Source organism: bacterium (assembly GCA_029210965.1).
In the GTDB taxonomy this organism is placed as follows: domain Bacteria; phylum BMS3Abin14; class BMS3Abin14; order BMS3Abin14; family BMS3Abin14; genus JALHUC01.
Map to the genome: position 1 here is coordinate 185,398 of JARGFZ010000001.1, position 13,304 is coordinate 198,701.

At 52.4% G+C, this 13,304-nt stretch carries 12 protein-coding genes and 1 other RNA gene; 3 read left to right on the forward strand and 10 right to left on the reverse strand.

From position 1 onward, the window contains the following. Positions 1-283 precede the first annotated feature (283 nt). The 3 genes from groES (at position 284) to P1S59_00895 (ending at position 4,131) form a co-directional block, all read left to right on the forward strand. The gene (gene groES, locus P1S59_00885; protein MDF1524815.1) at positions 284-574 is read left to right on the forward strand and encodes a co-chaperone GroES; all 291 of its coding nucleotides are present in this window, start codon (positions 284-286) and stop codon (positions 572-574) included. A 54-nt stretch (positions 575-628) separates the two neighbouring features. Further along, positions 629-2,269, forward strand: coding sequence for a chaperonin GroEL (gene groL / locus P1S59_00890; GenBank protein ID MDF1524816.1), 1,641 nt, complete (start codon positions 629-631; stop codon positions 2,267-2,269). Between the two features lie 341 nt (positions 2,270-2,610). Beyond that, positions 2,611-4,131, forward strand: coding sequence for a glycosyltransferase family 39 protein (locus P1S59_00895; protein ID MDF1524817.1), 1,521 nt, complete (start codon positions 2,611-2,613; stop codon positions 4,129-4,131). A 115-nt stretch (positions 4,132-4,246) separates the two neighbouring features. On the opposite strand, the gene xseA is transcribed toward P1S59_00895, so the two are convergent. The 10 genes from xseA to P1S59_00945 all read right to left on the reverse strand — a co-directional run bounded on the left by xseA (position 4,247) and on the right by P1S59_00945 (position 13,242). Beyond that, a complete protein-coding gene (gene xseA, locus P1S59_00900) occupies positions 4,247-5,452 on the reverse strand; it encodes an exodeoxyribonuclease VII large subunit (GenBank protein ID MDF1524818.1) in 1,206 nt (401 codons plus the stop codon). 111 nt (positions 5,453-5,563) lie between these two features. Continuing rightward, positions 5,564-6,388: a TIGR00282 family metallophosphoesterase gene (locus tag P1S59_00905; protein ID MDF1524819.1), complete on the reverse strand. Its 825-nt coding sequence runs from the start codon at positions 6,386-6,388 to the stop codon at positions 5,564-5,566. A gap of 27 nt (positions 6,389-6,415) precedes the next feature. Continuing rightward, the gene (gene rny / locus P1S59_00910; protein MDF1524820.1) at positions 6,416-7,978 is read right to left on the reverse strand and encodes a ribonuclease Y; all 1,563 of its coding nucleotides are present in this window, start codon (positions 7,976-7,978) and stop codon (positions 6,416-6,418) included. Then, positions 7,968-8,597 carry a 5-formyltetrahydrofolate cyclo-ligase gene (locus tag P1S59_00915; protein MDF1524821.1) on the reverse strand — a complete coding sequence of 210 codons (630 nt, stop codon included), beginning with the start codon at positions 8,595-8,597 and terminating at the stop codon, positions 7,968-7,970. The genes rny and P1S59_00915 overlap by 11 nt, the downstream gene beginning before the upstream one ends. 451 nt (positions 8,598-9,048) lie before the next feature. Further along, positions 9,049-9,230: non-coding RNA, 6S RNA (ssrS, locus tag P1S59_00920), on the reverse strand. Positions 9,231-9,438: 208 nt separating this feature from the next. Beyond that, positions 9,439-9,720, reverse strand: coding sequence for a cell division protein ZapA (locus tag P1S59_00925; protein ID MDF1524822.1), 282 nt, complete (start codon positions 9,718-9,720; stop codon positions 9,439-9,441). Positions 9,721-9,769: 49 nt separating this feature from the next. Next, positions 9,770-9,979, reverse strand: a complete 210-nt coding sequence (locus P1S59_00930) for a hypothetical protein (protein ID MDF1524823.1) — start codon at positions 9,977-9,979, stop codon at positions 9,770-9,772. A 268-nt stretch (positions 9,980-10,247) separates the two neighbouring features. Next, positions 10,248-10,856: an SPOR domain-containing protein gene (locus P1S59_00935; GenBank protein ID MDF1524824.1), complete on the reverse strand. Its 609-nt coding sequence runs from the start codon at positions 10,854-10,856 to the stop codon at positions 10,248-10,250. A gap of 2 nt (positions 10,857-10,858) precedes the next feature. Next, positions 10,859-12,526, reverse strand: coding sequence for an arginine--tRNA ligase (argS, locus tag P1S59_00940; protein MDF1524825.1), 1,668 nt, complete (start codon positions 12,524-12,526; stop codon positions 10,859-10,861). Next, entirely contained in the window at positions 12,523-13,242 is a 720-nt protein-coding gene (locus P1S59_00945; protein ID MDF1524826.1) for a hypothetical protein, read from the reverse strand. Before P1S59_00945 ends, argS begins: the two co-directional genes overlap by 4 nt. Positions 13,243-13,304 lie beyond the last annotated feature (62 nt).

The following is a 13,304-nucleotide window of genomic DNA, read 5'->3' on the forward strand; positions in this document are numbered from 1 at the left end:
GTCCCATTTAACAACAACTCGAAAATTGAAACTTGAAACCCTAAACTCTTATATTCTATGAAACCGCAACCATGTTTACAAGAGTAGATGGACAATATACAAAAAAAACACTTTAAACACTTGATTTTTAATTAGCGAAGGTTATATTCCCTCATAGTCAGCACTCTGGAGGTGAGAGTGCCAAAAAGCCCAAAGAAGGGGATATCAGCGGATCACCCCGATCAATCAACCGGGTCCGATGTTAATCTCGAAACTTTTTTAATTCAAGGAGGAGGATAAGAAGATGAAGATCAGACCATTGCAGGATCGCATTCTCGTTAAAAGGCTGGAGGAAACAGCCAAAACAAAGGGTGGGATCATCATCCCGGATACAGCCAAAGAAAAGCCCCAGGAAGGTAAGGTTGTGGCTGTCGGAAAAGGCCGCGTCCTGGAGGATGGTTCTCAGCGTAAACTGGATCTGAAAGCCGGGGACAAAATTCTCTTCGGCAAGTATGCCGGTACAGACGTCAAGATAGATGAAGATGACTATCTCATCATGAGGGAAGACGATGTCCTCGGTGTCATTGAGAAGTAGTAATTAAGTGAAGTAGCAAAACAATCTTTTTAGTTCCCAAGGAGGAAGTATCCAATGAGTAAGGTTATCATGTTCAGTGAAGATGCCCGCAAGCAGCTGCTTGTCGGAGTAAACGCCCTGGCCGACACGGTCAAGGTCACCCTCGGCCCCAAGGGGCGCAACGTCATTATCGAGAAGGCCTTCGGCGCACCCACCGTCACCAAGGACGGCGTAACAGTGGCCAAAGAGATCGAGCTTGAAGATAAGTTTCAGGACCTGGGCGCCCAGATGGTCAAGGAAGTTGCCAGCAAAACCTCCGATGTGGCTGGCGATGGAACCACCACCGCCACCGTTCTGGCCCAGGCCATGTTCCGGGAGGGGATCAAGAACGTCACCGCCGGCGCCAACCCTATGGATGTGAAAAGGGGCATTGACGCTGCCGTTATCGAAGTAGTGAACCAGCTCCACAAGATCAGCAAGCCCACCAAGGAGCAGAAAGAGATCTCCCAGGTGGGTACCATCTCCGCCAACAACGATTCTTCCATCGGCGAGATCATCGCCGAGGCCATGAGCAAGGTCGGCAAAGAGGGCGTTATCACGGTGGAGGAGGCCAAGGCCATGGAGACGTCCCTGGATGTCGTTGACGGTATGCAGTTCGACCGCGGCTACCTGTCCCCCTATTTCGTGACGGACCCGGAGCGCATGGTGACTGAACTTGAGAACCCTTATATCCTCATTTTCGAAAAGAAGATCAGTGCCATGAAAGACCTCATCCCGATCCTGGAGCAGGTTGCACGGTCCAGCAGGCCACTTCTCATCATAGCTGAGGACATCGAGGGCGAGGCCCTCGCCACTCTCGTGGTCAACAAGATCCGCGGAACCCTGTCAGCAGCAGCTGTCAAGGCCCCCGGTTTCGGCGACAGGCGCAAGGCCATGCTGGAAGACATTGCTGTTCTCACCGGCGGCCGTGTTATCTCCGAGGACGTAGGGATCAAACTGGAAGCCATTACCCTCGAAGATCTCGGTCAGGCAAAACGCATCACACTGGACAAAGATAACAGCACCATCATTGACGGTGCCGGAGCCAAGAAGACCATCGAAGGCCGTGTAGGCCAGCTGAGAATCCAGATCGATGAGACCAGCTCCGAGTACGACCGCGAGAAGCTGCAGGAGAGGCTTGCCAAGCTCGTAGGCGGCGTGGCCGTTATCAAGGTCGGTGCCGCGACCGAAACCGAGATGAAAGAGAAAAAAGCCCGCGTCGAGGACGCCCTGCACGCCACTCGCGCTGCGGTTGAAGAAGGTATTGTCCCCGGAGGCGGTGTCGCCTACCTGCGCTGCCTGGGCGTTCTGGACAATTTAAAAATGAGCGAAGAGGACCAGCAGATCGGTGTCAACATCGTCCGCAAGTCCCTTGAGGAGCCTCTTCGCCAGATCATTGCCAACGCCGGCCTCGAGCCGTCCATCATTGTCGACAACGTGAAGAAAAACAAGAAAATCAGCTACGGCTTTGATGCCGCCAAGGAAGAGTACACGGACCTTATTGAGGCAGGTATCATTGACCCCACCAAGGTGACCCGCTCTGCCCTTCAGAATGCGGCCTCCATCGCAGGCCTCCTGCTCACCACGGAAGCCAGCGTCGTGAACAAGGCTGAAGAAGATGGTGGAATGGGAATGGGCGGCGGCGGAATGCCTGGTATGGGTGTTCCTGGTATGTAATTGGATTAAATCCAAGATCCAAAATCCAAGATCCAAAATGAAGCCCGGAGTGAAAACTCCGGGCTTTTTTACTTTCAATGCCCTTGAGAACCAGGGGAAACCTTATATTGTGTCAGGAACATTAATTTCATTTCATCAGTCCTCCGGGGGGAAAACAGATTGATCAGATCAGAGTCCCGGATAAATGTTGTGGTTCATGGACACCACCTCCCTATCTGTGCTATTCATTTCAACGGGCTCAGGAAAAAACCGAGGTTTGAAGGAAAACGGACCGACGCTGCCACCGGGAGAGGGATAGGGGCTCAACATGGCAACCGCAACTATTGACTGAGACAGGGAAAATGAATCAGAAAGATTCATTTTCGATCCAATACGGATGGCTTTATAAGGCCCTGGTACTGATCGTGGCGATACTGCTGTTGTTGCGATTCTATCATCTTGACGCCGATTTTCCATCGGGTATCACTCGCTCTGGAGTACTGTACACCGACGAAGGATGGTATTCCAACGCCGCAGTTAACGATTATCAGTTTGGGAATTGGTATCTTCCCGGAGACTTCAATCCAGCTGTAAACATGCCTCTTGGCCAGATCCTGCACCGCTGGGCCTTTTCCTTTTTCGGCATTGGACTCACCTCAGTGCGGGTCACTCCGGCGGTCCTTTTTATCCTGACGGTACTGTTGACGTCTCAGCTGGTGTTTTTCAGGTTCGGGACCCACGCGGCTGTTCTGACAGCGCTTCTCCTGGCTACAAACTTCCCGGGATTTGCCTATAGTCGGCTGGCTATCATTGATATGGAGGCGATGTTTTTTGTAGTTTCCGGATTTTTTGCAGCAGCAGGACCAGGCAAAAATTGGCGGTTGTTCCGAGTGGTACTCGCCTCGATTTTAATTGCGGCGGGAGTCCTGACAAAAACCACCATGATATTCGGTATTCCATTGCTGGCCTACCTGGTCGCCATACAGGCTAAAAATCGGCGGGAACGAATTTTTCTCCTGGCTATCTTCGCCATTGTTCTGATGTTTATCGTGGGGGGTTACTTCCTGGCTGCGAAGACTTTTTTCCCTGAGGATTACGCCTATTTCAAGCGGCTTAATTTGGATGAACGTATTCACAAAGGAGTTGTCGATTGGTTGGGATCCATTCTTCAACTAATTGAAAGGATCAAAGCCCTTGGGATCGGCTTCGCCGTTTTCTGCCTGTTGACTTTCAGCCTAGCTCTGAGGATTTCCAAGAGGTATCGTGCGGATCCCGTAATCCGGGGCATGGTGGTTTACATCATCTTATATCTGGGTTTTCTCTCCATTTCACGACACCTTCCCCCACGTTACTTTTTACCGCTCCTGGTCCCCCTTTCCGCCCTTGGTGCGACAGCCAGTCTGGAACTGGGAGCAATGCTGCGCAGGATGCGGCTGCCGCATTCCAACATTCTGGCATCCATTCCCTTGTTGCTTTTGCTGTCACTCGCCATGACCGGAAGCGTAAAAATAGCGTCCTATTTGTCTCATTCGGACTTTTCTTTCAGGGGAATGGCTCAGGAAGTGGGCGAAATAATCGAGGTCCGGGAAGGAAAAGTACCGGGCGTCGTAGTTTTTGGACACATTGCGAACTCCGTAGCGCTTGAAATCGGAGTTCGCTCGGTTAACACCGTACTGGGTACTCTACCTTTGGATCGGAAACTGGGAAGATACCGACCCCGATACCTTTTACTGCACACGGACGATGAGGTTGTTATGGACGCAGTGAAACTGGAGGGTGGGAGAGTTGAACGGCTGGCGTCGTGGGATGTGTTCGGTAATTACTATGGAAAAGGAAAACAGGTCCAACTCTTCCAGGTTTACTGGAAACAGAGGGACAACTAAGGATATCCTTCCCTCTATCCGGAACCCAACCGGCATTATGGTCAAAACGCGAGGGTACGGTCCCCGTTGTCGCGGTCCAACCACGAAAGTCTGCCCGGCATGACATTGATTCGCATTACCGGGTTTCCTTCCCCTTTCCCCCCCCCACTTTCACCCTTATCTTCCCGGCAGCTACTCGTAAATTCAGCGCCTCCCCCTCCCAAACCTGCTTAGGGTTCTTCACCACACTCCCATCTTCTTTCTGAACCACCGCGTATCCCCTATCCAGCACTGCCTGGGGTCCCAGGGAGTGAAGCAGTCCCGAAAGGTTTTTCAGGTGGGAGCGGAATCCGGTCAACCGTGCCCGGGTGTGGCTGACCAGTCTGAAGGAGAGGTCGTCCAGGCGCATCTTGCCCTGCTCCAGCAGATGGCGGGGGTGGGTCAAACGGGAACCGACGGCAGCGACCAGAGACTTTGCATCGCCAGTGGCGATACGCATGGCCGCCGCGAGCCTTGACGCCACATACTGGAGGCCTGCCATCAGCCCTTCCTTGCTCTCTGACACCATCTCGGCGGCAGCCGAAGGGGTCGGTGCCCGAAGGTCCGCCGCCAGGTCACACAGGGAGATGTCGATCTCGTGGCCAACAGCCGATACGATGGGAACAGGGCATTGGGCCACAGCACGAACTACAGTTTCCTCCGAAAAGGCCAGCAGGTCCTCAAAGGAACCCCCTCCCCTGCCGATGATGATAACCTCGGCCTCCCCGTTTTCAACAAGGGCCTCGAGGGCTGTTACTATGGAATCCGGGGCGTCCCTTCCCTGCACGAGGGCGGGGGAAAGAAGGACCCTGACAGGGGCATCCCGATCCCGAAGGACCTTGGTGATATCCCTGATGGCGGCCCCTGTCGGGGAGGTGACCACCCCTATGCAGGCGGGAAAGGCCGGCAGGTCCTTTTTCCTGTCGGCATCGAACAACCCCTCGGCCTCCAGGCGCACCCGAAGCTGTTCAAGAGCCTGCATGATGGCACCCAGGCCTCTGGGCTCCATGTCATCTACAATGAGCTGATAATTTCCTCGTGCTTCGTAGACTGTCAGGCGTCCAAGAAGGAGAACGCTCATTCCATCCTCCGGCAGGAAGGGAAGGCGACCCGCTTCACGACGGAACATCACAGCCCTTATCTGGGAATTTTCATCTTTGACAGTGAAATAGCAGTGACCGCTGGAGGCGGCACTGAAATCGGTGAGTTCCCCTTCTACCCACAGGGGTGGAAAAACGTTTTCAAGGGTACCCTTGATCTGGCGGGTGAGATCGGTAACGGTGAGGGGGGTGGTGCGGTCCAAGGAGACTCCTGTCAGAAGGTCAATTCCGAATTGAGCATTCCTAATTTCGGATTAAAAGACGTTAATTCTCAATCCTCAATGGGAAACCCATAATTTAATTCCCTATGGGAATTAAGGTGAAACCGACCTGCCGAGAGAACGGGTGATCCGTTCGATGGAAACAGCTTTCCCTGTATCGGTATCGATCTCGATCAGGGCACCGCACAGGGTAGGGACTCCTCCGGCAAGATGGAACCTTGTAGGCATCTGGCTTAGAAACCGGTAACGCGCCGCCTTGAAATCGATCCCGATCACCGAGCCATCCTCGTTGCCTGTCATCCCCAGATCACTGATGTAAGCGGTGCCGTCAGTCATGATACGCTCGTCGGCTGTCTGAATGTGGGTGTGGGTCCCCAGAACAGCGCTCACCCGCCCGTCGAGGTAAAGACCAAGGGCACGTTTTTCAGAGGTGGCCTCTGCGTGAATATCAACCAATACACATCGCAGCTTCGGATTCAGACCAGAAAGAATTTCGTCAGCCTTTCTGAATGGGCAATCCAGGTTATCCATAAATACACGTCCCGAAAGGTTCACAACGGTGATCGGAACCCCCCCCGGTGTTTTTACTGTTGTCAGGCCGACACCTGGCGCACCTTCAGGATAGTTCGCAGGCCTTAGAATCTTGACGGTGTCAGCAAGAAGCTCGCGGGCTTCCTTCTTGTCCCAGATATGGTTGCCCGTGGTGAGAACATGGACCCCGGCGGCAAAGAGATCTTCCGTGGTATCGGCTGTAATACCAAACCCACCGGCAACGTTTTCAGCGTTGGCGACCACCAGATCGACATTGTATTTATCCACAAGTCCGTCGAGGAGGTCGCGGACCGCCACACGCCCCGGCTTTCCCACCACATCGCCGATAAACAGGATCCTGACTGTATCAGCGGATCGATTACTCATCGCTCCTGAATTCCGAATTCTGAATTATTATTTTGCATAATCCACAGCCCGTGTCTCGCGAATAACGGTCACCTTTATCTGGCCCGGGTAGGCCAATTCCTTCTCAATGCTCTGGGCGATCTGTTTGGCTACCACGACTGCCTGGTCATCATTGATCTCCTCGGACTCTACCATTATCCGAATCTCACGACCTGCCTGTATAGCATAACTTTTTTCAACACCTTTGAAACCGTTGGCAATACGCTCGAGATCTTCGAGACGCTTTATGTAGGTTTCGAGCATCTCGCGCCTGGCCCCCGGGCGTGCCGCTGACAGAGCATCGGCTGCCTGGACCAGCACAGCTTCGATGGAACCAGCCTTTACCTCATCGTGATGGGAAGCGATGGCGTTAACCAACTTCTGGGACTCGCCGTATTTCTTGGCAAGTTCAGCACCGATGAGGGCGTGAGATCCTTCTACCTCATGGTCCACTGCTTTGCCGACGTCATGCAAAAAACCAACCCTCTTGGCATCCTTGACGTTCAACCCCAATTCTCCCGCTATGCTGCCGCAAAGGAATGCGACCTCGATAGAGTGGTGAAGGACGTTCTGGGCGTAACTGGTCCGGTACTTGAGTTTTCCCATAAGCCTTATGAGTTCCGGGTGAATGCCGTGGACGCCAATATCAAAGGCGGCCTTTTCCCCTTCTTCCTTGATCGCCGTTTCCATCTCCCTGGAAACCTTCTTGACGACCTCCTCGATACGCGCGGGGTGTATCCTCCCATCCGAAATCAACCGCTCAAGGGCGATCCTCGCTATCTCCCGGCGAATGGGGTCGAACACAGACAGAACCACTGCTTCAGGCGTATCGTCAACGATGAGATCTACGCCGGTAGCACTTTCAAAGGAACGGATATTCCTCCCTTCCCTCCCGATGATCCTGCCTTTCATCTCATCGCTGGGCAGATTGACTACCGTAACCGCCTTCTCCGCGATGTAATCACCTGCGTAGCGCTGGATGGAAAAGCTGATGATCTCTTTAGCCTTTTTGTCAGCGGTTTCCCTTGCCTCTTCTTCAAGACGCTTGATCATCTTGGCTGAATCGATCCTCGCCTCTTCCAGCATCATGAATTTAAGTTCTTCCTTGGCCTCATGGGCGGTCATCTCGGAAATCTCCTCGAGCTTGACACGTTGTTGTTCAATTGTTGTCTGAAGTTCCTTTTCCTTCTCGGAGATTGCTCTTTGCTGTCCCGCAACAGATTTTTCCCTGTTGGTGAGATCCTGCTCCTTTTTGTCTAAAAGCTCAAACTTGCGGTCAAGGTTCTCATCCCTCTGTTGCACCCTTTTTTCAAGTTTTTGCAGCTCCTCGCGATCTCGTTTGGTCTCCTCATCGAACTTGGACCGGGCCTGAAAGAGGAACTCCTTGGCCTTTATTTCTGCTTCTTTGAGAAGGTGGTCCGCCTGTCTCTGGGCAGTGTTGACGGCATTGAGCGCCTCTCGGTGTTTGCCTTTGTCGGAAACTGCCTGAAGAACGATGCGGACGACGAAACCGATTGCAATACCCGCTATAAATATGGCGAGCCAGATGATAATGTTACTGTCAAGAACCATAGCCCTTGCCCTCCTGTTTATGGTCAACCCCCCGAACCTGAATCGAACCGGGCGTCACAACCTCGTGGACCGGAATGTCATGGGTCTCCGATGGCACATGGGTGACAACCTGGAAATCGTAGGCCAGGCCGGTAAAGGTGGCTGTGGAAGATGCGTGCAAAAGTAAACGATCAAAATATCCTCCGCCCATTCCGAGACGGTTACCTTCACTGTCGAAGGCTATTCCAGGCACCAGAAATAGCTCCAACTCCTCAATAGGAAAGGTCCTGTCATCTGAAACCATCGGCTGAGGTACGACTCTATCCTTCCGGACAAGTTCATCTGTGCTTTCAATGGTTACAACCCTGAGACCCGAACCTTGTTTCCAGGCCTCCCAATCGGGGACTGCAACCGTGACACCATCAGCCAGGAGACCCTGCATTAAAGCTTCCGTGGAAATCTCCTTTCCGGTATTGGCATAAACACAGACCGTCCCGATTTCCGACGCCAAAACGCGGGAACGGATAAAATGGGATATAGTCTCGCCGGCCTCCCGGACCTTTTCAGGGGTCAGGCTCTGCCTGAGGGCGCGGACTCTTTCCCTGATAAGCTGTTTTTCTTCTGAAATCGAATAGGACAAAAAAACCTCACCAGTGAGCGACCGCTTTATGCGGTCTTACCGGCGAGGTCCGCGAAAGGATCAGTCCCTAACTTGAAGGAACCCTCATGACCTCATGAACACCCCGGCACTGTTTAAGGCCCGGGAGATGAGAAACTTGAGGTGGTTGTAACTGTGTTCCTTTGTATCTGGCAGGGCTAACACTACAACCCATCGTACCATTTACGGAGATCCTCAGTTGAAAACTTCAAGTTATATATAGAACTGAACTTTAGCAGACCTCATGGGCCGGTCCAGATTGCTTCTTATGTTAATGACCTCGTAAAAAGTCTCTCAGCATCCTTTTACGAGGCGGGGGATGGCTTCCCTCCCCCGCCAAGCGGAGTGAATCCGCTTGGTACCACCCCCACCCCAGGATGAACGCTAAACATTCATCCTGCTTGCTGGATGAAAGACGGTTTCAGCAAGATTAAGAACCCCCGCCAATGCCGTGGTCAAGTTCAGCAATTGAACCTGCACAACCAGGTGGGCCTCCCGCGTGACGCTTCAGGCTTTTCGCTTGACGCGAACATGCTCACCACGCCCTCAGCAAGAGTCCCGTATTTCGAGTGTTGGCTCAAAAGTAACAGGCCTCCACGAACAGAGCAGGGGTTACTGAACAGTCTAGCAGGAAGAGACTGCCTCAGCAAGAGGCTTAGTTCACAGTAAACAGTTCACGGTTCACAGAAAAATCGGACCCGGCCCTATGAAAAAAACCTTAAAAGCCGGAAACACTGTATGCAGTGTTTTTGTGACTCCATGTTTTTGGTGTCCGGATATAGTTAACTGTGTACTGTCAACTGTAGACTGTTAACTTCCCTCTTCAGGACGCCTCCTGATCCAGCGTCTCCTCGATCACGTGAGTCAGCTTCTTCATGCGTGCCTTGAGCTCCTCGGATTCCTCAAGCATGGTCATAAGCTCATCCGCGATATTAAGTGAAGCCAGGATCGCAATGCGTGATGTTGAGACCGTATCAGTAACCTGTGCGATCTCACGCATTTTACGGTCAACGAACTCCGCTACGCGACAAACATAATCCGGATCTTTGTCACCGCGTACGGTGTAGACCTTCCCGAATATTTCGACGTCTACCCTGCCAGACATGTTCCTCCCTGCAATTAAGGTTGCTCCTATTCTGTTATCCCGAAACTTCCTATAGGGATTTAAGCCTCTTTATTGCGCGCCGGATAAGCTCCGCTGCTTCTTCATTTATCTGATCAGGTCGGTTGATAGCCCCACCTTTGATAGTCTGTCCGACAGACGCTTCCATGGTCTTTAAAGGGTCAACGCCAGGTGCATTGCCCCTGGCGTTTTTCACCAGCTGGCTGACAGCCCTTTCAAGATCATCAAGCGCCCTAAGCATAAACTCTCCTTATTTTGATGAATAAAATAAGTTATTTCAACGACTTCTGTCAAGTATGTTAAAGCAGGACCTCAGGGAGAGTCCTGCTTTAAGTGTAGAGTGTAGGGTGTAGAGTTATGGCTATTTTAATCAGAGGACACAGCTTATGGCGAGTTTAATGTGACAGGTGGTAATTCTGGAGATATAAAGATTCGAAGTGAACTAAAATATGAGTGCGAGTATAAAATAGAGGACTTTCCCTCTACACTTTACACTCTACACACTACACTCATTTAACTACATACCCCTTCAGTTTCCGCTCATCCCGCAGTTTCTTCAGAATGCTTTCAGACTTCTCCTCTGCGTAAGGTCCTATCCGGACACGGAACCAGACTCCTCTATCATCAAGGTCAATTCGAACAATAGTACCGGCATACCCTTCCGAGGATAGATCGTGGAGCAGCTTTCGGGCGTTTACCTGATCTTTGTAAGAGGCTACCTGAAGGGTTACAGACCCCTTTCCGGGGATAGTGGGATCCTCCAGGGGGGGAACTGACACTGCAGGCGCAGCAGGGGTTGACTCATCCGGGGTCTTGCCTGATTTCACAAGCGGCGTACGAACGACTGGTACTTTTCCCCTGGGCTCTTTTAGAGCTGAATAGAATGTGACAGAGGTCTGGGAATCGGCAGCGTCTGATTTGAACTCCGCCTTCCCAGGGAGGTCACCGGTGGAGCTGATGCCTGTTTCACCAGTGGACCGGATGCTCTGTCTCATACCGTAAAAATAACCTGCCAGGGCGGCGGCTCCGAGCAGGATCACCACAATGCTTATGCTGAGACTGAACTGGAGGGGGCTGAGTCGAACCAGCTCCCTGGGCTGATTGGAACGTTTTGCCACTCTCACATCCTCTCTGGAGCAGAAACCCCGAGCAGAGCAAGAGCCTTTGCAATTGCGGTCCTCACCCCGAGGACCATGGCCAGGCGTGCCTCGGTGACAAGAACATCGTCCGTGAGAACGCGGTGATGGTAATAGTAGCTGTGTAATGTTGTCGCAATGTCACGCAGATATGTGGTGATACGGTGCGGTTCCATAGATATGGCAGCACCCTCGACCACATCCGGGAGCGCAGCCACATGGCGGATAAGTTCTTTTTCTTCCGGGAGATCCAGAAGGGTCAGATCAACGCCCCCGGGCTCGGGGAAAGACACCCCCTGCTCCTGGGCGTTTCTCAGTATGCTGCAGATCCTGGCATGAGCATACTGGACATAATACACAGGGTTATCGTTACTTTTTTCCTTTGCGAGATCCAGGTCAAAATCAAGTTTACTGTCAGACTTACGGGTAAGGAAGATGAAACGGGCAGCATCACGCCCAACTTCATTGCGAACCTCTCTCAGGGTGACAAACTCTCCGGCCCTGGTGCTCATGGCCACCGGCTTACCTTTTCTGACGAGGCTTACCAGCTGGACCAGAACTATCTGCAGATCATCGGGATCTCGGCCGAGACCCTGGATGGAGGCTTTCATCCGGGCAACATAACCGTGATGATCCGCTCCCCAGATATTGATAACAGTACCAAAGCCTCTCTCATATTTGTCCCTGTGATAGGCTACGTCGGAAGCAAAATAGGTCAAGGAACCGTCACTCTTGATCAGCACCCGATCCTTGTCATCTCCCTTATCTGTGGAGCGAAACCACAGAGCGCCTTCGTGCATGAACGTGGTTCCCCTCTTCTCCATGTCCTTAAGGGTTTTCTGAACATCACCTCGTTCCAGAAGGTCCGTTTCCGAGAACCAGCGGTCAAAAACCACCCCGAACTCCTCGAGATCCTGCCGGATATCATCCAGGATGAGAGGGGCGGATTTTACAGCTATCTCTTCGACAGCCTTATCTTCAGACATGTTCAGGTACAGCTCTCCGTATTCCTTTACAAGCCGCTCAGCTATTTCCCTTATGTAGTCGCCCTTGTAACCCTCTTCGGGAAAGACGGTTTCGCGACCGAGAAGTTCAAGATATCTGGCATAGACTGAAATACCGAGTGTCTGAATCTGGTTCCCGGCATCGTTGATATAGTATTCCCGCTGAACTTTGTAACCGGCGCACTGAAGAATGTTGGCAAGGGCGTCACCCAGAGCCGCGCCCCTTCCATGCCCCACATGTAAAGGTCCTGTAGGGTTGGCACTGACGAACTCCACCTGCACCTGTTTTCCGGCCCCCATATCAGAACAGGCAAAATCCTCACCTTTTTCCAGTACCATCTTGAGGGTCCGGGACCAGAACCCTGGACTCATTGTGATGTTGATGAACCCCGGCCCGGCAACGGAAACATCCAACACATCCCCTTCGGTATCGGCATCCCGGATCGTCTGGATCAGTTCTCCCGCTAACTCTCTGGGGTTGCTTCCCTGTTTTGAGGCAATAACCATGGCAATATTGGTGGCGTAATCACCGAATTTGCGCTCTCGGGTCATTTCGATAATCGGAGCTGGCAGGTCTCCCTTGATTTTTCCTTCACTGACAGCCAGGTCCATCGCCCTTTTCACGATGTAAGTCAAAGTTCCCTTCAACGATTACCCTCCATGGCCAGAACCATTTGCATTGGTCGAGTCGCCATCAGCTCCTCAGCCGTTTCTTTACCTGCGTGCAGTACAAGCTCAACAATACCGTCCCTTATCCATGACAATTGCTCATGGGAGTGCATATCCGAGGCCACTGCCCAGTAATATCCTTCCCTGAGCAGACCCCTGGCATCACGTTGAACGTTGCGCCCGTACATACCCGAAAAGCTCCCTATATTACCCAAAAGCCGCACCCCGGATGTGATGAGATCGGAAAGTTCCTGTCGGAGCCGGCACAGTTCACTATTTCGTTCCGGATGCACAAGAAGTACCGTCACCCCGACATTCATCACTTCCCCAAGGAGATCGACAAGGTTTCGCGGCACACCTCCGAACCCTATATCCACGAGAATGTGACCGGCCCCTCCAGGCAAGGCGTAGACCCTGCCTGGGAGGGTTTCGTCAAGATCAAACTCCATACCGGGGAGAATGTTTATACCGATCGTCTTTTCAGCGGCCGCCGCCGTCAAATCCCTCACAGCATTTTTCACAGTTTCAGGTTCGATCCCGTCCCATGAATAGAGTCGGTGATGGGGCGTAGCAAATACATGCCCGAAACCTAATTTTTCGAGAGCCTCAAGCATTTTAAGTGACCCTTGAAGGTCATCGGGGCCATCGTCAAGGCCTGGGAGAATGTGGGAGTGAAGGTCAACAAAATTCTTCATCGGACATCTTTAACACCTGCTGTCAGGACCCGCAAGGGGACGCTGACACAGGTGTGCTGGTA